This is a genomic window from Mesorhizobium sp. WSM4840 (genome assembly GCF_055811755.1).
The window spans coordinates 114,997-133,594 of the sequence record NZ_JBVVQD010000008.1 but is presented as its reverse complement, the minus strand read 5'-3'; the positions used below and the strand labels follow the sequence as shown (position 1 = coordinate 133,594).

Below are 18,598 nucleotides of genomic sequence, written 5' to 3'. Positions count from 1 at the left end.
TGGAGCACAACCATGAAGCCCGAAGACGCTACCTACCCTCCTCTTGATGTCGCCAAGCCTGTCGCCCCTGGGATCTGGATCGTCGACAGCGGACCGCTGAGCGTGATGGGCATTCCAGTCCCGGTGCGCATGACGGTTATCCAGCTCGGGAATGGCGGTCTCCTGCTGCATTCACCAACACGGTTCGCTTTTGAGCTGAGAAAGCAGCTCGAGCAGATTGGTCCGATAGTGCATCTGGTTGCGCCAAACAGTGCACACTGGACCTTCCTCAAGGAGTGGCAGAACCATGTGCAGGGAGCGCCGACTTGGGCCGTTCCGGGCTTGCGCCATCGGGCACAGGTCCGCCGGGCTGGCGTCAGGATCGATCACGATCTGGCCGCAGCGGCGCCGGAAGCCTGGTCGAAAGATCTCGATCAGGTTCTCGTTCCAGGAGCCGGTGGGTTCACCGAAGTCGCGTTCTATCATAAGAACAGCCGAACTATGGTGCTTACGGATCTAGTTCTGAATCTCGAGCCGGAAAAGCTGCCGTTCATCATCAGGCCGGCGGCGCGCCTCTTAGGCGTCACGGCACCTGTGGGGAAGGCCCCCATTTACCTGCGGATGATCATCAAACGGAAGCATGAGCAGGCGAAGGCGGCCGCGGAGCGCCTCGTGGCTTTTCAGCCAAAGCGCGTGATCTTCAGCCATGGCCGGTGGTTCCACAAGGATGGGACGACATTACTTCGCCAGTCGCTGGCCTGGCTTCTCTGAGGGCGGCCGCAGAGAAGATTGTCAGCAGGAAGTAGCCATCAACTCCCGTTGCCGTTCCCATTCGACGGGCAAACCCCTGACGAGCGCCTGGAGCTGAACCCCCATGGACTGCCGTCCGTCGAGTATGGCTTCGACCAGGTCGGGCGCGAGCAGCGTCAACTGGAGCACGTGGGAGACGAAGGAGCGGTCAAGCCTTTCGGCCGCGGCAAGTTCGATCACTGTGGCGAACTCGCCTGTTTCCAGCATGTGTTTCCACCGGAACGCCCGCGCCAGCGCCTGGATCAGAGTGTTGTCTATGCGTGGCCGTGCTGGGGTCCATTGCTGTCCGCCGGCGGGCGAGATGATGATCTTGCGGCCACCACGCTTGCGCAGGGTCAGCGGCAGATGGACGGTGAGCGATCTACTGTCAAGCCTATGGCCGCTGGGTGGAGTCCGAGAAGAAGCTGAAGGATACCCCTGCCCTGCTCAGGACGCCAGCCGGCTACGTGCAGCCCTCGCCCTGGCTTGCCATCTCCAACAAGAATGTCGAGCTGATGCACAAGTTCATGAGCGAGCTCGGCCTCTCGCCCGTGTCACGCAGTCGGGTCGCAACGACGCACAGCATGGGACCCAGGCCATGGGAGTTCACCGGCCAGGAAGACGACGAACTCTTTTCGTGAAACCCTGCGTCGCTAAGCACTGCTGCATCGAGCCGTCCATGCCAACGGCTAGCCAAGCAAAATGGTCGTCGCTTCAACAGGCGCCATAATCAAGTATAGTCCCAAAGCGATCGCAGAAGGAGGAGGAACGGAGCAAATGTCCGTCGACGCCGGACCGAGAAAAGTGGACGCCGAATATGCGATTGAGTACCTCCAGGAGCATCCGGAAGCCGGGCTTTGCTGCGAGGATCGGCGCTGGTGGATTACGCCAAATGCAAACGAGACCGATCAGCAGGTCCTGCTTCTTGATGTGGTTGAGGCTGAGCGGCTCAAAGATGATCCCGCCTTCGACTCGTGTCCGGAATCGCTCATGCGGGCCGGTCGCTCTGGGTTGTTCGGAGAATGACATAACTACCTGCCATTCGAACGTTGAAGGAACCGGGTCGGGCTTAGCTTTGTAGGGGGAGCATATTATGCCGGTACCATTCGCGGACCGAAAGGATGCGATTCGCGCGGAGTTAATCAGGCGCGCGACCAGAGGCCTAATGATCACATACGCGGAATTGAGTCGTGCAGTCGGCATTCCGGACATGGGATATTGGAAGCCAGTCCTGGATGAGATCAGCCGGGAGGAGACTTCCAAGGGCTACCGGACATCACCTTTCTTGTTGTGTCGCGAGAGCGCGGACTGACGAGCCAAATAGGCTTTAAGCCGGCGAAACCAGGCTCCCCCAGCCAGGAAAGACGCGCGGTAGAGGCAATTCGGGAGGCCTTCGAATACTACCGCCCTCCGAGAGCATAACCTCGGAAAGCTGCAGCATCGAAGCGGCTCCCGCTATCTGCATTATCTTGTCGTGATCCAGCGAACTCGAACGGGCGGCGCCTCGCCGCCTACTGCCAGCTACGGTGGAAGCGGCCTCGGCAAAGGCGACCATTCGCAGGGCCGCGGCCATAGCCTGCGCTACGGTCCCGTGTTCCTGTCGAGCGCAAATGCGACCCTCTCGCGCAGCAACTCGGCCATGTCACCATTTAGATGCAGCCGTACCCGGCCGCCACGGGCATCCGTGAGCATCAGCGCCACGCCGTCATCGGTTTCGTTGTCGGCTAACTGAACATCCGCGACCACGAATTCGTGTGTGTTCCTGTTCTGATCTGAACTCATTCTTCGCTCTCCTCTGCTGAAGAACGATGTAGAGCATTAAGCCTGGTGAGCCATGAGCGCTCCCAGGCTCAGGCAGGCCTAACAAACGAAGAGCGCCAGCCGAAGTCCTCCGGCCGGCGCTTAGGCGGCCAAACTGCTTGCCGGTCGGGGCCCAATGACGCGACCAATTTGCGCATGTAGTCGCGCTGGCTGGAAATTTTTTGGTCGAATTTCCGACTATTTGAATTGATCCCTCTGTCGTTCGATATGGATTAACGCTGTAGCCCGACCTTTTCGGCTGCCACCGCTATCAAGCAAAATCGGGAGAGCATCCGCGCGCTTTCGTGCTTCGGACCTTGCGGCCGAAATGACGCTGGTAAGCTCAACTCGCGTGTTGCCGTCCACGTTGAAGGGTAATCTCAGATCCGACGAAATCAGCTGCTTCTCCAGCCCCCACGGCCTCTCAATCTCGGCCCGAGCGACAAAAGCATGCCGGTCCAACCAGCTATCCAAGACGCATTCGCCGGGGTCGGTGAAGGTATAGCGTCCAGTACTTCCTACCCGGCGCAGCTCGATGCCCAATTCAGCAGCGAGCAAGCAGCCTAACGTGCGGCGCAACGTCGATCCAGCCGCGTCCACCCGCTCGACCAGAAGCTGGACGATGCGGGCCTGCTCGGCCGGGAAGAGCTCATCCCAGAGTGGATCCAACTGGACGAGGGCTTCACGGACCTCAGTTTCAGTGATGTCGGAATCGTCCTTTCGCGTGGCCATCCAGGTCTTTACGATCATCTCGGGCGTTCGAAGCAGCGCCCGAAGCTGGTCGATGACCGCAGCCTCGATCTCGCCTGCCGGCACACGGCGGACCGGGCATGTCTCCGGTCCGAGCTTCTGCACGCTCGTGGTGACGTAGTAGCGGTAGAGCTTTCCCTTCTTGCGGGTATGGACAGGTGTCATGGCGTAGCCGCTCGGAGCAAAGATCAGACCCTTGAGGAGTGCCGGCGTCTGCCTTCGGGTCTGCCCTGCCCGCTTGCTCGGACTCTTCAGCAACGATCGAGCGAACCTTGTCCCAGAGTTCGCGCCCGATGATCGCCTGATGCTCGCCAGGGAAGCTCGCACCCTTGTGGACGGCGTCGCCGATATAGACCCTGTTCGAGAGAAGCTTGTAGAGCAGGCCTTTGTCGAAGGCCTTCCCGTTCTTGCGCCTGAGACCCTCCGCATTCAACGTTCGCGCCAGGATGGTTGCCGAACCTATCAGCAGAAATCGCTCGAAGATCGAGCGCACAATGGCTGCCTCGTCCTCTTGGATCAGAAGCTTACGGTTCTCGACCCGGTAGCCAAATGGGACGTTGCCACCCATCCACATGCCCTTTCGCCTGGATGCAGCGAACTTGTCCCTGATGCGCTCGCCGATGACCTCGCGCTCGAACTGGGCGAAGGAAAGCAGGATGTTCAAGCCTACGTGGACTGGCAATCGCTCTAAACAACCGCGGCGTTCGCACAGCGCGCAATGGCCAATGGCAGGTGTCGAACGTGCGCAACGTTCTCGCGCGGCAATCCCCCTACTCTTTTATAAGCGGGAAATAGCCACCGGCGCGGCCGGAACAAACGGGATCGACGCCGGTTAACTACTATCGAAGGGACCGCAACCGCAAAGGACGCGGGAAAATGTTTGAAATTTATCGCCTCGAAGTGGCCAAGGCCAGACAGGGTGTAAAACGAGCCGAGAACTCTCTGAAGCGCGCGAATGAGTTGCTGGACGAGGACGGTGGCGTCGCCCTTAATCTCGCGTTGTGCGGCCGGATAAGGGCCGAGCAAAGGCGCGTGATCGATGCCAGAGAGCGACTGATGAAGATCGATCCGAACAGCACGGACAACGTGGGCTGAGCTTTCGGAAGGCCGGCCCCAACGAAGCCCTCCGCGAGGGCACGGCCGATTCCCCCCGCCGCTGCTGAAACAACAGCCAGCGCTCGATCTTCGTCTTCCGACGATGATAAGGACATGCAATCAGCCGCACCCGGCCCGCGCGCCCGCCGGACCGCGGAAGGTCCGCGGCCCGGCCTGTCGCTCAGTGTTTGAATTGGGCGACGTTATCCTTGGTAAGGCGCATCACGCCAGTCTCGACTTTTTCCGGCAAGGGGTTGACGCCAGCCGCTTTGTAGTCCGGCACGACCTTCATGCCATCGGTATTCAGCCAATGAAGGAGATGCACGGCGAGAAAAGCTTCGACATAGGATTTTTGAACCACGGCGCCGACGATCGTTCCGTCCTCTATGTAGGGAAGCATGTCGTCGTTCCGGTCCATCGCGACGATCTTGACCTGGCCTTGGCGACCGGTCTCATGCACCGCGATGGCAGCACCTTTGCCGCTGTCGCCGTCGGTGCCGCCGATACCGACCACGTCAGGATGAGCGAGGAGTGACTGGCTGTAGGCCGTGGGGGCATAAGACGGGTCCGCTTTGTCGTTGACCACGTCGACTACTTCGATTTCGGACGCGGATTCCTTGAAGTAGGCCTTGTAGCCTTCGACCCGCTCCAGAACCGAAGGCGCGGGGAACGAACCGAGGATCACCTTGCCTTTGCCGCCGATCGCCTCGGCAAGCATCTTGCCCCCGACCTTGCCGGCTTCGAGGTTCGAGATGCCGAGATACACGGCGCGCTTGGTGCCCGGCGCGTCGCCGATGATCATGGCGACCGGAATTCCTGCATCGACGGCGCGGTCGATGCCGGCCGCAAGCGAGGCGGCGTCGCCAGGAAAGATCAGGAGGCCGGCCGGCTTCCGCGCGATCAGCTCATCGAGTTGCCGCGCCTGGGCGACGGTGTCGAAGTCGAGCGGGCCGGTGAAGCTCGTCTTGATGTTCAGCGATCTAGCGGCGTCTTCGAGAGCTTTGCGGTGGTCGACCCAGAACGGCACCTGCGTGACGATGGAGAGAAACACGTATTCCATGCCCTCGCTCTGGGCGAGCGCTTCATCGCTGAATTGGGGTACGAGGCCGAGCCCCGTCCCGGCGAGGCCAATGCCGCCGAGCTTCATCAGGCTGCGGCGGTCGAGATCGAGTGTCGTCATCACTTTCCTCCCTTCTTCGATTGGAGCCCAATGGGCCCTTGGCTTACCCGTCGCCGCGGCGCACCAGCATGTCGAGCGCAACGGCCAGGACAAGAACGGCGCCGGTGACGATCATCTGCCAGTAGATCGACACGGCGAGCATGGTCATGGCGTTGTTGATCAAGGCGACGAAGATGACGCCGAGAAACGCGCCCAGGACGGTGCCCTCCCCGCCGCGCAGACTTGCGCCGCCGATCACGGCGGCTGCGAGCACCTGCAATTCGAGCGCGTTGCCGGCTGTAGGCGTACCGCTCATCAGCCGCGAGGCGAGGAGGACGCCGGCAAGCGCGGCGAGCAGTCCGCTCAGCATGTAGGCGAGTGTGCGGACGCGATTGACGGCCAAACCCGAGAGACGCGCCGCCTTCTCGTTCGAGCCGATGTAGTAGAGTTGCCGGAAGAAGCTTCCATGCCGCATGGCGAGGTCAAAGACGACCACCAGTGCGAGCGCGACCCAAAGAAGAAACGGCAGGCCGAGAATCTCGGCGCGGCCGGCCCACCCGAAGGCCGGCGGTAGATTGCTGAGCGAGAATCCTTCGGTCAGCACCAAGGCGATCCCGCGGGCGATCGACATCGAGCCGAGAGTGGCGACCAGGGGATTGACACCGATCCTGGTGACGACGATGCCGTTGGCAAGGCCGATGATGACGCCAAGAGCAAGCGCACCAAGAATCGCCAGCGGGATGGAGGCGCCGCTTAACAGAAGAAGCGCCGTCACGGTACTCGCTAGCGCCAGCACGGAGCCGACCGAGAGATCGAATCCACCAGAGACCAGGAGCACCGTCATGCCCACAGCGATGATCACGGTCGGCGCCATGCCGATGGCTATCGCACGGAAGTTCGCCAGCGACAGGAAGACCGGCGAAGCCAGCGACATTCCGACGATGATCGCAACGATAAGAACCAGTAGCGTCAACTCGCGCGTCTCGACGAAGCGCCGAAGGACACGGCTGCCGAAACGCGAAGGCCACCGACCGACCTCGTCGACGCTCATGCCGCCTCCCCTTCGCGCTTGTGACCGATGCCGGAGGCAAGAGCCATTACACTCTCTTCCGTTGCCAAACGTGTCGGGAGATCGCCGACGATCTGTCCCTCTCGCATGACGACGATCCGATCGGAGATGGTGAAGAGCTCCGGGAGGTCAGAGGAGATCAAGAGAATCGCCTTACCGGCAGCAGCGAGGCGGCGGATTTCCTTGTGGATCTCCCTTTTCGCTTCGACGTCGACGCCCTTGGTCGGCTCGTCAATCACGACGATCGCCGGGTCGCTCGCAAGCCACTTCGACAGCATCAGTTTCTGCTGGTTGCCGCCGCTGAGTTTTCCAGCCGCCGCCGCAAGGCTCGGCACTCGTATCCGGAAGCGTTCGACCGCCCTACCCGCCGCCGCCGTCGCCGCCGCCCTCTCAATCCAACCGAGCCGCGCAAAGCGGCGAAGCTCAGTCACGACGAAATTATCGGTGACCGACATCGACAGGAACAGGCCTTCCGCTTTGCGATCGTCCGGCACATAGGCGATGCCGCGGGCCATCGCGTCGCGGAGACCACGCAGGCGCGTCGGACGGCCCTTGATCTCGATCGCAGTTCCTCCAGACGGCTGCCGCAGGCCGACGAGGCTGCGTGCAAGCTCGCTGCGGCGCGATCCCATCAGGCCCGCGAGACCGACGACCTCACCGAAACGTATTTCAAGCTCCAGATGTCGAGATTTGCCCTTGGCTCCGTTGCCACGGACTGCAAGCGCCACCGGACCCGGCACGAGCGCCGTCTCGGCTGCGAAGATTTCGAGGTTCCGGCCGACCATGGCGCGGACGACGTCGTCGATGGAAGTCTCCGGCACCGCGCGCGTGGTCATCCTTCGGCCATCGCGCAGCACGGTGACGCGGTCGGCGATCCGGAAGACCTCGGCCATGTGATGGCTCACATAGACGATGCCGATGCCCCGGGTCTTAAGCCGAGTGATGATGTCAAACAGCGCTGCGACCTCATCGGAGGTGAGCGCCGAGGTGGGCTCGTCGAGGAGAAGGATGCGAGCGTCGAGCGACAGCGCCTTGGCAATCTCGACGAGCTGGCGCGTGCCCGCGGGCAAGCGGTCAACCGGGCGACCGACATCGATTTCGATGCCGAAGGGGGAGAGGATCTGCTGGGTCCGCCGCCGGAGCTCGCTCCAGCGTATGACCCCGCAGGCCGTCGGAGCCCGGCCGACAAAGACGTTCTCGGCGACCGTCAAGGCCCCGGCGAGGCTAAGCTCCTGGAAGACCGTGCTGATGCCGAGCGCCTGCGCTCTGGATGGGTCGTCAATGGTGACCGCCCGCCCGTCGATGTTGATCGTACCCTTGTCGGGCGCGACCACACCGGAGAGGATGGCGAGGAGTGTCGATTTCCCGGCACCATTTTCGCCGACAAGCGCATGCACCTCGCCCTGCCTCAGATCGAAATCGACGTCGCCAAGGGCCCGCGTCGTGCCGTACCACTTCGTGATGCCGCTGAGCTCGAGGAGCGGTGCCGCCATCAGCTCGCCTCCGGAATTCCTTTATCCGCGGCGGCAATGTCCTCAATTCCGTTGGAATAGGTCTCGCGCGTCCGTCCGATATGGATATCCAGAACCGCTATCGTTGCGTCTGCGTCGCCACGCCGGATGGTGTCGAGCATCTGTCGATGCTCCTGGAACGACAGCTTCGTGTGAAGCGGCTTGCCGGCAAGGTGGGTCCGGAGCGCTGCGATCTTGCCGACATAGCGCTCATAGCTGTCGCGGAGATAGCTATTGCCGCAGTGCCCGAAGAAGGCCGCGTGATAGCGGGTGTCCAGGGACAGATAGAGCCGCTGGTCACCCTGACGCTGCGCGGTTGCCATGCCGCGCACGATGTCTTCAAGCTCCGCCGCGAAGCCATCCGGGCCGCGCGCGATGGCGAGCCTCAGCGCCGCCGTTTCTACCGCACTCCGGAATTCACAGATCTGATGAACCTCGCGAGCGCTCAGCGTGAAGACGAAGGCGCCGCGCTGCGGATAGATCAGCACCAGGCCCTCGGCGCGGAGCTGGGCGAGCGCCTCTCTGACGGGAGTCTTCGACACGCCGAGATCGTCGGCGAGCTGACGTTCAGAGAGAGGCTGACCCAACGCGAGGTCACCGTGGACGATCGACTGGCGGAGCTGGTGGAGCACGGTTTCCGCAAGCGATTTGGGTCGCTTGATCCTGGCGACGGGAAGCCGGCCGCTGATTTTGGTATTGCCTGCCATCTGCAAGGTGATATACCAGACACCAGAAAGTTCGGCAACAAGAAGCGGCTTCGCTGACGGCCCCGTTACGAAGCCAAGGTACGTGCTCCGGGGAGGAGACATGGACAGAGCCGAGCTCGCGCTCGACTGCCGTAACCTGCACGGCGAGGGAATTCTGTGGAACCACCATGACCGCCGGGTCTGGTGGACGGACATCCACGGGAAGCGTCTGTGGTGGCTCGAACCCTCATCAGGTGCTTCGGGTTCAATCGCCATGGCGGACCGCGTCTGCTGCTTCGCGCCCCGCGAGAAAGGCGGTTTCATTCTCGCCCTCGCAAAGGAGGTGGCGTTCTTCGACCCCGGCACCGGCGAACTCGCGACGATCCATCGCTTCGAGCCCGACAAACTGGCGACGCGCCTCAATGACGGCCGCACGGATCGCCAGGGCCGATTCATCGCTGGCGGAATGAACGAGGGTTCCGGACCGGAAAAGTCGACCGTGTTGCGGATCGATCCCGACGAATCGGTAACGACGATCATTACCGGCGTTGGCTGCGCCAACTCGACCTGTTTCTCGCCCGACGGGCGCCGCATGTATTTCGCCGACACCTCCGTCGGAACCATCTGGGTCTATGACTACGATCCGGGCACCGGGGTTCCAGGCAACCGACAAGTCCTCAACGATTTCAAGGGAGAGCCGGGCATTCCGGACGGCTCGTGCGTCGACGCTGAAGGCGCCGTGTGGAATGCCGAATGGGAAGGCCGGCGAGTCGTCCGCATCCTGCCCGACGGGAGCATCGACCGGGTGGTCGAGGTGCCGGTGTTGAAGCCTACCTGCTGCGCTTTCGGCGGGCCTGAGCTCGAGACTCTCTACATCACCACATCGCGACTGGAGGCGACGCGGGAGCAGATCGCCGCCGAGCCGACGGCCGGCTCTCTCTTCGCTTTCAAACCCGGCGTGCGCGGCGTCGTGGACGCGCCGTTCGCCGGATAGAACCCGTCAAGCGTCCAAGGGAGGAAAGACATGAGCTTCAGCTTTCGATCGTTGATCGCGATAGCAGCGACAAGCGCGGTCGTAGTACTCACGGCGACCGGTATTGCCCGCGCCATCGACTACGCCGCACCGCAACCGCTTCAACCCGGCGCACAGGCGCCGATCACCAAGGGCGCCGGCAAGGACAAGATCCGCATCGCCTACATGCCGCCGGCGACCGAGTTCAACTACTACATCGCCATCGGCGAGGGCCTCAAAACCGCAGCGGCCGAGAAGGGCAATGTTGAGACCTTCATGCTCGCCCCGCAAAGCGGCGCCGACATCAACGGCCAGATGGGCATGATCCAGGACGTGATCACCCAGGGCGTCGACGCCATCGTCCTGTCGACCCATGACGAGGCGGCCGCCGCTCCGCTCGTCAAGCAGGCCGTCGACAAAGGCATCTCCGTCGTCATCGTCAACTCCGACATCGCCAACTTTCCGACCCCGGTCCATGCCGTGGTCGGCTATTCGCAACGCAAAGGCACGCATAAGATCGGCGAATACCTCCTTGAGAGGCTCGGCGATAAATCGGTGAAAGCCGCGGTCATCGAAGGCCAGCCCGGCTACCATTCGACAGAGCGCGTCGGCGGCTTCCTCGACGCCGTCAAGGGCAAGCCGAATGTGGATATTGTTGCGAGCATTCCCGGCGGCTGGAATGTTGAGGGTGGCAACACCGCCGGCATGGACCTGCTCCAGGGTCATCCGGACGTCGACGTCATCTTTGCCGCGAACGACTACATGATCATGGGTGCCCAACTCGCCGCTAAGTCGCTCGGTCGAAACGACTTGATGCTGCTTGGCAATGATGGCGACACCGCCGCTCTCGAGGAGATCAGCAAAGGCACGGTCACCGCTACTGTCAACACGACACCATTCGTCATGGGCCAGATTGCGTTGCAGGTCGCGATCGACGTGCTCGACGGCAATTTCGCAGGAGGCTTTGTCGAAACACCGACAACGATTGTCGACAAGGCCAATGTGCTGCCGGTTCTGCAGGCGCCCGACAAGCTCTATCCGAAGCCGTCGATACAGTATTGAGACGAACTCATGTTCCTTAAGCAGCACCTCCCTCGCTCGGCCGGATCACCCGGTCGGGCGAAGCAAGGATCGCGTGGAGAGCTATGGAAGAGAGCGTTCCCGTCTGGGAGCTGAGGAACGTGACCAAGCGTTTCCCCGGCGTTGTGGCCAACGATTCCGTGTCGCTCAGCCTCGTTGCCGGGCGGATTCACGGCCTGCTCGGCGAGAATGGCTGCGGCAAGTCCACGCTTGTCAAGGTGCTATGCGGGGTGCATCAGCCCGATTCGGGCGAGATCCTGTGTGCGGGCCAGCCGGTCGTGCTTTCCGACCCGATCGCCGCGCGGCGCGCAGGGATCGCCACGGTCTTTCAGGAGTTCTCGCTCGTCCAAACGCTATCGGTCGCGGAGAACATCTATCTCGGCCGGCTTCCGGGAAACCGATGGCGGATAGACTGGCCGGCAATGCGCGAGGGAGCCCGGCGCGTGCTTGGCCGCATCCACGTCGCGATCGACCCGGACGCGATCGTGGGCGAACTCTCAACCGCCGGCCAGCAACTCGTGGAGATCGCCAAGGCGATCGCGGCCAACGCCTCGATGATCATTCTCGACGAGCCGACCACCGCCCTCGGCCCCGGCGAGATCGCCGAGCTTCATCGCCTTCTCCTGCGCCTCAGGGACGATGGCAGGATCATCCTCTACATCTCGCATCGCCTGGACGAGGTCGTTGAACTCGTCGACGAAGCAACGATCCTCAAGGATGGGCGCGTGGTATCGAACGCAGCGGAAACGCCGGTCGAGATCAGCGCCATTGTCCTTAAGATGGTCGGCCGCGTCGACGAACACTTTCCCAAGGCGGCGAATGCCACGGGTGACGCCCTCCTCGACGTGCGCTCCATCCACACGAGCAACCGCGTCGCCGGCGCTAGCTTTACGGTTGGCCGCGGCGAGGTCTTCGGCCTTGGCGGCGTGCTCGGCTCCGGCCGCACCGAAATCGCCCGCGCCCTGTTCGGGGTCGATGTGCTTCGGCAAGGCGAAATCCGGCTTCGCGGCAAATCGCTCAAGCTTCTGTCCTCGCGCGACGCGATCGCCGCCGGGATCGCGCTTGTGCCGGAGAATCGAAAATCCGACGGGCTCTTCTTCAATTTCAGCGGGCTCGAGAACATCTCGATCGCCGGGCTCGGCCGGATCACGCGCGGAGCCATGCTCGACCACGCCCGCGAACGACGGCTTGCCCACGGCCTGATCCGGAGCCTCAGAATCACGCCGACTGCCGGGACGGCGCTGGTCGGCGAGCTTTCCGGTGGCAACCAGCAGAAGATCGTGATTGCCCGGTGGCTGTTCGCGGAGGCCGAGCTTTTCGTTCTCGACGAGCCGACCCAAGGTATCGATGTCGGGGCCAAGATCGCCGTGTATCAGCTCATCAACGAGCTTACAGCCGCCGGCAAGGGCGTCATCCTGATCAGCTCCGACTATGACGAGCTGCTCGCGATGAGCGACCGGATCGGCATTGTAAGCCGCGGAAGGATCGTCGCAATCCGCGATGCCAGGAGCCTCGACAAGGCCGACCTGGTCAAGGCCTCCGCCGACCAGGAGGAGCTCGCCGCATGAAGCGGTTGGTGAGCAACCAGATCGTCGGTCCGCTTGCTGCCCTTCTCCTGGTGGCTGTCGTCGTCGCGCTCACCACCAACCGCTTTCTCGATGTCGGCAATCTGTCCAACCTCATTCTGCAGGTGAGCATCGTTGCGATCGTTGCGATCGGCTCGACCATCGTGATCTTCACCGGCGGCATCGACCTTTCCCCCGGTTCGGCCATCGCATTGATGACTATGGTTTTCGCCATGGCGATCAAATTCGGGGACGTGCCGCTGCCGTTGGCGATTCTGCTCGTCCTTCTGATCGGCGTGCTCCTTGGCGCCGTGAACGGCGTCCTCACCGCCTACCTTCGTATCCCGTCGTTCATCACCACGCTCGCGGCGCTCTCGGCGTTCCGCGGCATCGCCTTCATGTTCAACAACGGCTCGCCGGTATTCTCCGTGCACCCGAAGCTCGAGCCGATCTTCTACGGCTCTCTTCTCGGGGTGCCGCTGCCGCTCTTCTACGTCGTCGGCCTTTACGCACTCGCCTTCTTCGTCATGCGCTACACCGCCTTCGGCCGCACGATCTACGCGGTCGGCGGCAACCCGCAGGCCGCGGCGCTCTCCGGGCTCAATGTCGCCCGCACGCGCTTCCTTGCCTTCGTCATTGCCGGTGCGATGGCGGCGGTCGGAGCCGTGCTCATGGCCGCACGGCTCAATTCCGGCTCGCCTAATTATGGCGTTGGGATGGAGCTCTCGGCGATCGCCGCCGCAGTGATCGGCGGCGCAAGTCTCGCCGGCGGTCGCGGCCAGATCGTGAGCACCGTGATCGGCGCGCTTACCATCGTCATCGTCCAGAACGCGCTCAACCTCAACGCCGTGCCGGCGTCGGCCCAGAACGTCATCATCGGCGCCATCATCGTGACCGCGGTCGGCGTCGACATGTGGCGCGGCGAGATCGGTCGCGCATTCGCCTTCATCGTCGGCCCGCTCACCTTGCCAGGACAAAAAGGAAAGGTAGATCAATGACCGCCATAACCTTTTCCCACATCGGCATCACTGTGCCCGACCTCGAAAGAGCAGTCGAGTTCTACTCGATGGCCTTCGACTGTTATGTGATCATGGGGCCGACCAAGGTCAGCCAGGACGACAGCGCTATCGGCCAGATGTGCGACGACGTCTTCGGAGCCGGCTGGGGAAGTTTCCGGATCGCTCACCTCTCGACCGGCGACGGCATCGGCATCGAGCTCTTCGAGTTCCCCAAAACTCGCCCTGAGAAGCGGCCCTTCGAATACTGGCATCCGGGCATCTTCCACATCTGCCTGCAGGACCAGCATCTCGAAGAGCGCGTCAAGCGCATCGAGGCCCTCGGCGGCCGCCAGCGGATGAGCCAGGTCCGCTACTACTATCCGGGCGAAAAGCCTTACCGCATGGTCTATTGCGAGGATCCCTTCGGCAATATCATCGAGCTCTACAGTCACTCCTATGAGCTCACTTATTCGGCCGGCGCCTACGTCTGAAGCGCAGGAGAGACGCGGCATGGCGGAACACCCCAAGGTCGTCATCACCGACTACGACTACGGCAATCTGGATATCGAACGGGCCGTGCTGGAGGCAGTCGGGGCGCGGGTCGTAGGGCTCCAGGCCAAGTCGGAGGAGGAACTGGCTGCCGAGGCGATCGACTGCGACGCGATGATGAACCAGTATGCCCGCATCGGCGCGAAGACCATCGAACGCATGCAGCGCTGCCGGGTGATCGCCCGCTACGGCATCGGTGTCGACATCGTCGATGTCGACGCGGCGACCGCCAAGGGCATTCTTGTCACCAATGTCCGCGACTATTGCACCGACGAGGTCGCCGACCATGCGATCGGGCTGTGGCTCGCGCTCGCCCGCAAGCTTTTCCAATACAACGCCGCGACCCATGAAGGGATCTGGCGTTGGCAGACCGGGCAACCGATCCATCGGTTGAAGGGACGCACGATGGGCATTGTCTCCTTCGGCAAGATCGGCCAGGCGATTGCCGAGCGCGCCAAAGGCTTCGGCGTCGATATCCTTGTATACGATCCTTACATCGAGAAGGGCGTCGCCGAGGCGAAAGGCGCGCGCCGCGTCGGCAAGGCAGAGATTCTCCAAAACTCCGACTATCTGATGATGCAGGTGCCGATAACCCCCGAGACCCGGCATTTCCTGGGCGCGGCGGAATTCCGCCAAGTGAAGGAGGGGGCAATTATAGTGAATACCGGCCGCGGTCCAACCATCGACAACCGCGCGCTTTATCGGGCGCTGACCGAAGGCCGCATCGCCGGCGCCGGCCTGGATGATCCTGAAGAGGAGCCGGCCAAGCTCGCCAAGTGGAACCCAAGCGGCAATCCGCTGTTCTCGCTTGCCAACGTCATCGTGACGCCCCACACGGCGTACTATTCCGAAGAGTCGATCCGGGTTGCCCGCGAAACCGCCGCGTCTGAAGTCGCGCGCGTGCTGACCGGCGGCATGCCGCTCAACCCGGTTAACGCAGTAGAGCTGACGCGAACGCCGGCTCGAAGATAAGGGAGGTCATGCGATGCTCAAGGTTTTCAACGATTTCGAGCGGCAGCCGGTGCTGCTTGCGAAGTTCGAAGAGGTCGCCAAATGCTACAGCGCCTCATGCGTCTTTGCCGACGCTCAATACCGTCAGGGCGTGATGGATTCGGAGATCAAGCCGCCGTTTCCGGCGAGAATCGTCGGCCAAGCCCTCACGGTCCAGCTCTCGCCGGGAGACCTCGTTGACCCGCTCAGGGCAATCGAGATGGGCAGGGATGGTGACATCATCGTCGTCGACGCGGGCGGCGACCGGCAGACCTCGGTGTGCGGCGGGCTGATGGGCGGGCTCGCCAGGAACCGCGGCATTCGCGGCATGATCATCGATGGCTCCGGCCGCGACATCGACGAGCTTGAGGCGATCGGCTGGCCGATCTGGGCCCGCGCCATCACGGCGCGAGGCACGCACACAATGTATTCAGGCCGAAAGGATGAGCTCTCGATCAACGTGCCAATTCAATGCGGCGGCGTACCTATCAATCCCGGCGATTTCGTGGTTGCCGACACAATCGGCGTGACCGTCGTGCCGGTAGCCAGCGCCGAAACGGTCGTGGAGCTCGCGCGCGAACAAGCAGCGCGCGAACAGAAGACCCGCGAATGGGTCGCCCAAGGGAAAACACTTGAAGAGCTGCTTAACGAGTTCGGTCGTCTTTGAGACCGAGGACCTTTTCGCGTCCGGCCGGCCCCTATATGCTTGTCCTCTGGCGACGCCGTTCGCCCGTGCACGGCGAGAGACGCATCAATATCGGCACGTAAATCGATCGCCAGCGGTATCATCAATTATCTTGGCCCGTTCCGGATGTCTTGATGCAATCCGAACGGAAAATTCACCATTGCGGAGATGCCGAACAACGCGGCGGCCGAGAAACCCGGTTCCACCGAACACGCTGACGACGCGATGGTTCATGGCAGCCATGGCTTAGACTTTGTCAGCTCATGTCGACCGTCTCGACCCGGCGGTTCAGGTCACCTGAACAGCACGGCTACTGACCACTATCTATCACCTGGGCTACCTCGTACAGATTGGGATCGATCTCGTCCGTCAACTGATCGAAATGACCCCACTCCTTGCGGAATTCCGGCGATTGATGAGCCGATCGCAAGAGATCGCGATTCTGCCATTGGACGTAGTTGACGATGCGCCGCCCGTCGAGGCTGCGATGCAGGCTGATTGAGATGAAGCCAGGCTGGCGCGCCATAAAGCGCGCTCGCTCGATCATGACCGACAATGCCTCGGCCTGCTTGTCCGGTTCAGAATCGACGATGGTGATTTGGGTGACGGGCTGGTTGTCGGCTCGGATCTGTGTCATAGGGACCTCGCTAGATTGGCGATGGATTTGCCGTGTCACTGCTGGCGGTCGAGGGGCCGTCCCGAGCGATCGAACACCCGATCGATCTTGCTCGCCATGATGAAATCGTTCTCGTGCAGTCCTTTTATCTTCTTGGTGCTCAGGGAAACCGTCACATAACCCCAGCCGAAGCTGATGTCGGGGTGATGGCTTTCGGTTTCGGCGAGCTCACCGATCTCCTGAACAAGGGCGAGCGCGTCCCGGAAATTGCGGCATCGAAAGCTCCGTTGGATGCGGTGGGCATCGTCACCCAGCTCCCAATCGGGAGCCTGTGCCTGGAAGCGTTGGGCTTCATCACGCGTGAGCGGCGGGACGCCGCCGCGACAAGGCGTACATGTTTTCTCGGCAAGAGTGTCGGTCATGTTCTTGTCTCCAGACCATTTTTAGCAGCAAATACGACAGCGACGAGCCTATCGATCGATCTCCCCGAACACGATGTCGAGCGAACCGATGATCGCCGAGATATCGGCTCGCATGTGCCCGCGTCGCTGGCCTTCCGTCGTCCTGGCTATAGTCTCAGGCGCCGCTCAGTAGTCCATTCCGCCCATTCCGCCCATACCTCCTGCGCCACCCATAGCGGGCGAAACCTTCTGCGGAATGTCCGCGATCATTGCTTCAGCGGTGATCAGGAGCGCGGCAATCGAGCCGGCATCCTGCAGGGCCGTGCGAACGACCTTGGCGGGGTCGACGATACCGGCCTTGATCATGTCGACATAGTCTTCGTTCTGGGCGTCGAAGCCCTGATCGTGATCCTTGCTGTCGGAGAGCTTGCCGACGACGATCGAACCTTCAACGCCGGAATTCTCGGCAATCTGGCGGATCGGCGCTTCAAGTGCTCTCAGCACAATCGAAATACCTGCCGTCATGTCAGCATTCGCGCCAGTAAGCTCAGTCAAAGCTGCCTTGGCGCGCAAAAGCGCAACACCGCCGCCGGCAACGATGCCTTCTTCCACGGCTGCACGAGTGGCGTTCAGCGCATCATCGATGCGGTCCTTCTTTTCCTTGACTTCCGTCTCGGTCGCGCCGCCGACGCGAATGACAGCAACGCCGCCAGCCAGCTTCGCCAGCCGCTCCTGGAGTTTCTCCTTGTCGTAATCCGAGGTCGTTTCCTCGATCTGCAACTTGATCTGCTGGACGCGCGCCTGGATGGTGGCTTTCTCGCCGGCGCCGTCGATGATCGTCGTCGTATCCTTCTCGATGAGCACGCGCTTAGCCCGCCCGAGCATGTCGATCGTGACGTTCTCGAGTTTGATGCCGAGATCCTCGGAAATCATCTGGCCGGCGGTGAGCACGGCAATGTCTTCCAGCATCGCCTTGCGCCGGTCACCGAAGCCTGGCGCCTTGACGGCTGCGACCTTGAGACCGCCGCGCAGCTTGTTGACGACCAGCGTCGCCAGCGCCTCGCCTTCGACGTCTTCCGAGATGATCAGCAGCGGCTTACCGCTTTGCACCACAGCTTCGAGGATCGGCAGCAACGCCTGCAAATTGCCGAGCTTCTTCTCATGGATGAGAACGTAAGGGTCCTCCAGCTCCGCGCGCATCTTCTCGGCATTGGTGACGAAATAGGGCGAGAGATAGCCACGGTCGAACTGCATGCCTTCGACGACATCGAGTTCGGTTTCGGCTGTCTTGGCTTCTTCGACGGTGATCACGCCCTCATTGCCGACCTTGTTCATCGCCTTGGCGATCATGGCGCCGACCGACGCGTCGCCATTGGCGGCGATCGTACCAACCTGGGCGATCTCGTCCGAAGATTTGACTTTCCTGGCCCTGGCTTGAATGTCCTTCACCACGGCAGCCACAGCAAGGTCGATGCCGCGCTTGAGATCCATCGGGTTCATGCCCGCGGCAACGAATTTCGCACCTTCGCGCAGGATGGAAGCGGCCAGCACCGTGGCTGTCGTCGTGCCGTCACCAGCAAGGTCGTTGGTCTTCGAGGCCACTTCGCGCACCATCTGGGCGCCCATGTTCTCGAACTTGTCGGCAAGCTCGATTTCCTTGGCGACGGCGACACCATCCTTGGTGATGCGCGGCGCGCCATAGGCCTTGTCGATGACGACATTGCGGCCTTTGGGGCCGAGCGTCACCTTGACGGCGTTGTTCAGAATTTCGACGCCGCGAAGCATCCGGTCGCGGGCATCGGTAGCGAATTTGATTTCCTTGGCAGACATGATTTTACGTCCAGTTCAGTCTTGAAATTGCGGG

Annotated in this window: 22 protein-coding genes and 2 pseudogenes; 12 read left to right on the top strand and 12 right to left on the bottom strand. The window is 62.0% G+C overall.

The window, feature by feature from the left end; translation table 11 throughout:
• The first annotated feature begins 12 nt into the window (after positions 1 to 12).
• A complete protein-coding gene (locus tag AC0L3I_RS13670) occupies positions 13 to 750 on the top strand; it encodes a DUF4336 domain-containing protein (protein ID WP_473527205.1) in 738 nt (245 codons plus the stop codon).
• Between the two features lie 21 nt (positions 751 to 771).
• Here the strand turns inward: AC0L3I_RS13670 and AC0L3I_RS13665 are convergent, their stop codons facing one another.
• Positions 772 to 996, bottom strand: a complete 225-nt coding sequence (locus AC0L3I_RS13665; RefSeq protein WP_245318963.1) for a hypothetical protein — start codon at positions 994 to 996, stop codon at positions 772 to 774.
• A gap of 179 nt (positions 997 to 1,175) precedes the next feature.
• Between AC0L3I_RS13665 and AC0L3I_RS13660 the strand changes: the two genes are divergently transcribed.
• On the top strand, positions 1,176 to 1,409 hold the full coding sequence (locus AC0L3I_RS13660) for a P27 family phage terminase small subunit (RefSeq protein ID WP_165848647.1): 234 nt from the start codon (positions 1,176 to 1,178) through the stop codon (positions 1,407 to 1,409).
• 136 nt (positions 1,410 to 1,545) lie between these two features.
• The gene (locus AC0L3I_RS13655; protein ID WP_473527204.1) at positions 1,546 to 1,794 is read left to right on the top strand and encodes a hypothetical protein; all 249 of its coding nucleotides are present in this window, start codon (positions 1,546 to 1,548) and stop codon (positions 1,792 to 1,794) included.
• A 555-nt stretch (positions 1,795 to 2,349) separates the two neighbouring features.
• Here AC0L3I_RS13655 and AC0L3I_RS13650 read toward each other — a convergent pair.
• The 3 genes and pseudogenes from AC0L3I_RS13650 to AC0L3I_RS13640 all read right to left on the bottom strand — a co-directional run.
• Entirely contained in the window at positions 2,350 to 2,550 is a 201-nt protein-coding gene (locus tag AC0L3I_RS13650) for a hypothetical protein (RefSeq protein WP_123149332.1), read from the bottom strand.
• A 216-nt stretch (positions 2,551 to 2,766) separates the two neighbouring features.
• Entirely contained in the window at positions 2,767 to 3,483 is a 717-nt protein-coding gene (locus AC0L3I_RS13645; RefSeq protein ID WP_473527271.1) for a recombinase zinc ribbon domain-containing protein, read from the bottom strand.
• A gap of 145 nt (positions 3,484 to 3,628) precedes the next feature.
• Positions 3,629 to 3,886: pseudogene (locus tag AC0L3I_RS13640) on the bottom strand (recombinase family protein); the annotation flags it as partial.
• Positions 3,887 to 3,993: 107 nt separating this feature from the next.
• Between AC0L3I_RS13640 and AC0L3I_RS13635 the strand changes: the two are divergent.
• Both AC0L3I_RS13635 and AC0L3I_RS13630 read left to right on the top strand, forming a co-directional pair.
• Positions 3,994 to 4,113 carry a hypothetical protein gene (locus tag AC0L3I_RS13635; RefSeq protein ID WP_342210972.1) on the top strand — a complete coding sequence of 40 codons (120 nt, stop codon included), beginning with the start codon at positions 3,994 to 3,996 and terminating at the stop codon, positions 4,111 to 4,113.
• 81 nt (positions 4,114 to 4,194) lie between these two features.
• Positions 4,195 to 4,413 (top strand): hypothetical protein, encoded by a 219-nt coding sequence (locus tag AC0L3I_RS13630; RefSeq protein ID WP_123149331.1) that lies wholly within the window; start codon positions 4,195 to 4,197, stop codon positions 4,411 to 4,413.
• A 181-nt stretch (positions 4,414 to 4,594) separates the two neighbouring features.
• Here AC0L3I_RS13630 and AC0L3I_RS13625 read toward each other — a convergent pair whose 3' ends face one another.
• Genes AC0L3I_RS13625 through AC0L3I_RS13610 form a run of 4 tightly spaced genes read right to left on the bottom strand, consistent with a single transcriptional unit; the run spans position 4,595 to position 8,961 of the window.
• A complete protein-coding gene (locus AC0L3I_RS13625; protein WP_123149330.1) occupies positions 4,595 to 5,593 on the bottom strand; it encodes a substrate-binding domain-containing protein in 999 nt (332 codons plus the stop codon).
• A gap of 43 nt (positions 5,594 to 5,636) precedes the next feature.
• A complete protein-coding gene (locus AC0L3I_RS13620) occupies positions 5,637 to 6,623 on the bottom strand; it encodes an ABC transporter permease (RefSeq protein ID WP_473489837.1) in 987 nt (328 codons plus the stop codon).
• Positions 6,620 to 8,134: a sugar ABC transporter ATP-binding protein gene (locus AC0L3I_RS13615; protein ID WP_473527203.1), complete on the bottom strand. Its 1,515-nt coding sequence runs from the start codon at positions 8,132 to 8,134 to the stop codon at positions 6,620 to 6,622. Before AC0L3I_RS13615 ends, AC0L3I_RS13620 begins: the two co-directional genes overlap by 4 nt.
• Positions 8,134 to 8,961 (bottom strand): GntR family transcriptional regulator, encoded by an 828-nt coding sequence (locus AC0L3I_RS13610; protein ID WP_473527202.1) that lies wholly within the window; start codon positions 8,959 to 8,961, stop codon positions 8,134 to 8,136. Before AC0L3I_RS13610 ends, AC0L3I_RS13615 begins: the two co-directional genes overlap by 1 nt.
• On the opposite strand from AC0L3I_RS13610, the gene AC0L3I_RS13605 reads away from it, so the two are divergent.
• From AC0L3I_RS13605 to AC0L3I_RS13575, 7 genes are all read left to right on the top strand, one after another.
• A complete protein-coding gene (locus tag AC0L3I_RS13605) occupies positions 8,960 to 9,832 on the top strand; it encodes an SMP-30/gluconolactonase/LRE family protein (RefSeq protein WP_123149326.1) in 873 nt (290 codons plus the stop codon). The two genes, AC0L3I_RS13610 and AC0L3I_RS13605, sit on opposite strands and share 2 nt — an antisense overlap.
• Before the next feature lie 30 nt (positions 9,833 to 9,862).
• On the top strand, positions 9,863 to 10,912 hold the full coding sequence (locus tag AC0L3I_RS13600; RefSeq protein WP_473527201.1) for a sugar ABC transporter substrate-binding protein: 1,050 nt from the start codon (positions 9,863 to 9,865) through the stop codon (positions 10,910 to 10,912).
• A 119-nt stretch (positions 10,913 to 11,031) separates the two neighbouring features.
• Positions 11,032 to 12,498 (top strand): sugar ABC transporter ATP-binding protein, encoded by a 1,467-nt coding sequence (locus AC0L3I_RS13595; protein ID WP_473527200.1) that lies wholly within the window; start codon positions 11,032 to 11,034, stop codon positions 12,496 to 12,498.
• Positions 12,495 to 13,493 (top strand): ABC transporter permease, encoded by a 999-nt coding sequence (locus AC0L3I_RS13590; protein WP_123149323.1) that lies wholly within the window; start codon positions 12,495 to 12,497, stop codon positions 13,491 to 13,493. The genes AC0L3I_RS13595 and AC0L3I_RS13590 overlap by 4 nt, the downstream gene beginning before the upstream one ends.
• Entirely contained in the window at positions 13,490 to 13,984 is a 495-nt protein-coding gene (locus AC0L3I_RS13585; protein ID WP_473527199.1) for a lactoylglutathione lyase family protein, read from the top strand. Before AC0L3I_RS13590 ends, AC0L3I_RS13585 begins: the two co-directional genes overlap by 4 nt.
• A 19-nt stretch (positions 13,985 to 14,003) precedes the next feature.
• Positions 14,004 to 15,014, top strand: a complete 1,011-nt coding sequence (locus AC0L3I_RS13580) for a C-terminal binding protein (RefSeq protein WP_473527198.1) — start codon at positions 14,004 to 14,006, stop codon at positions 15,012 to 15,014.
• 13 nt (positions 15,015 to 15,027) lie between these two features.
• On the top strand, positions 15,028 to 15,699 hold the full coding sequence (locus AC0L3I_RS13575; RefSeq protein ID WP_123149320.1) for an RraA family protein: 672 nt from the start codon (positions 15,028 to 15,030) through the stop codon (positions 15,697 to 15,699).
• A gap of 328 nt (positions 15,700 to 16,027) precedes the next feature.
• On the opposite strand, the gene AC0L3I_RS13570 is transcribed toward AC0L3I_RS13575, so the two are convergent.
• From AC0L3I_RS13570 to groL, 4 genes and pseudogenes are all read right to left on the bottom strand, one after another.
• Positions 16,028 to 16,354 carry an antibiotic biosynthesis monooxygenase family protein gene (locus AC0L3I_RS13570; protein WP_473527197.1) on the bottom strand — a complete coding sequence of 109 codons (327 nt, stop codon included), beginning with the start codon at positions 16,352 to 16,354 and terminating at the stop codon, positions 16,028 to 16,030.
• A 35-nt stretch (positions 16,355 to 16,389) separates the two neighbouring features.
• Entirely contained in the window at positions 16,390 to 16,755 is a 366-nt protein-coding gene (locus tag AC0L3I_RS13565; protein WP_095491315.1) for a 4a-hydroxytetrahydrobiopterin dehydratase, read from the bottom strand.
• Between the two features lie 48 nt (positions 16,756 to 16,803).
• A pseudogene (locus AC0L3I_RS13560) lies at positions 16,804 to 16,878 on the bottom strand (NADH-quinone oxidoreductase subunit D-related protein); the annotation flags it as partial.
• 42 nt (positions 16,879 to 16,920) lie between these two features.
• Positions 16,921 to 18,564 carry a chaperonin GroEL gene (gene groL, locus AC0L3I_RS13555; RefSeq protein WP_473527196.1) on the bottom strand — a complete coding sequence of 548 codons (1,644 nt, stop codon included), beginning with the start codon at positions 18,562 to 18,564 and terminating at the stop codon, positions 16,921 to 16,923.
• Positions 18,565 to 18,598 lie beyond the last annotated feature (34 nt).

Excerpts from the sequence above, each read along its gene's own strand:
- AC0L3I_RS13670 (WP_473527205.1), top strand. The coding sequence starts at position 13 with ATGAAGCCCGAAGACGCTACCTACCCTCCTCTTGATGTCGCCAAGCCT.
- AC0L3I_RS13665 (WP_245318963.1), bottom strand. The coding sequence starts at position 996 with ATGCTGGAAACAGGCGAGTTCGCCACAGTGATCGAACTTGCCGCGGCC.
- AC0L3I_RS13655 (WP_473527204.1), top strand. The coding sequence starts at position 1,546 with ATGTCCGTCGACGCCGGACCGAGAAAAGTGGACGCCGAATATGCGATT.
- AC0L3I_RS13650 (WP_123149332.1), bottom strand. The coding sequence starts at position 2,550 with ATGAGTTCAGATCAGAACAGGAACACACACGAATTCGTGGTCGCGGAT.
- AC0L3I_RS13645 (WP_473527271.1), bottom strand. The coding sequence starts at position 3,483 with ATGACACCTGTCCATACCCGCAAGAAGGGAAAGCTCTACCGCTACTAC.
- AC0L3I_RS13630 (WP_123149331.1), top strand. The coding sequence starts at position 4,195 with ATGTTTGAAATTTATCGCCTCGAAGTGGCCAAGGCCAGACAGGGTGTA.
- AC0L3I_RS13625 (WP_123149330.1), bottom strand. The coding sequence starts at position 5,593 with ATGACGACACTCGATCTCGACCGCCGCAGCCTGATGAAGCTCGGCGGC.
- AC0L3I_RS13620 (WP_473489837.1), bottom strand. The coding sequence starts at position 6,623 with ATGAGCGTCGACGAGGTCGGTCGGTGGCCTTCGCGTTTCGGCAGCCGT.
- AC0L3I_RS13615 (WP_473527203.1), bottom strand. The coding sequence starts at position 8,134 with ATGGCGGCACCGCTCCTCGAGCTCAGCGGCATCACGAAGTGGTACGGC.
- AC0L3I_RS13605 (WP_123149326.1), top strand. The coding sequence starts at position 8,960 with ATGGACAGAGCCGAGCTCGCGCTCGACTGCCGTAACCTGCACGGCGAG.
- AC0L3I_RS13610 (WP_473527202.1), bottom strand. The coding sequence starts at position 8,961 with ATGTCTCCTCCCCGGAGCACGTACCTTGGCTTCGTAACGGGGCCGTCA.
- AC0L3I_RS13600 (WP_473527201.1), top strand. The coding sequence starts at position 9,863 with ATGAGCTTCAGCTTTCGATCGTTGATCGCGATAGCAGCGACAAGCGCG.
- AC0L3I_RS13590 (WP_123149323.1), top strand. The coding sequence starts at position 12,495 with ATGAAGCGGTTGGTGAGCAACCAGATCGTCGGTCCGCTTGCTGCCCTT.
- AC0L3I_RS13585 (WP_473527199.1), top strand. The coding sequence starts at position 13,490 with ATGACCGCCATAACCTTTTCCCACATCGGCATCACTGTGCCCGACCTC.
- AC0L3I_RS13580 (WP_473527198.1), top strand. The coding sequence starts at position 14,004 with ATGGCGGAACACCCCAAGGTCGTCATCACCGACTACGACTACGGCAAT.
- AC0L3I_RS13575 (WP_123149320.1), top strand. The coding sequence starts at position 15,028 with ATGCTCAAGGTTTTCAACGATTTCGAGCGGCAGCCGGTGCTGCTTGCG.
- AC0L3I_RS13570 (WP_473527197.1), bottom strand. The coding sequence starts at position 16,354 with ATGACACAGATCCGAGCCGACAACCAGCCCGTCACCCAAATCACCATC.
- AC0L3I_RS13565 (WP_095491315.1), bottom strand. The coding sequence starts at position 16,755 with ATGACCGACACTCTTGCCGAGAAAACATGTACGCCTTGTCGCGGCGGC.
- groL (WP_473527196.1), bottom strand. The coding sequence starts at position 18,564 with ATGTCTGCCAAGGAAATCAAATTCGCTACCGATGCCCGCGACCGGATG.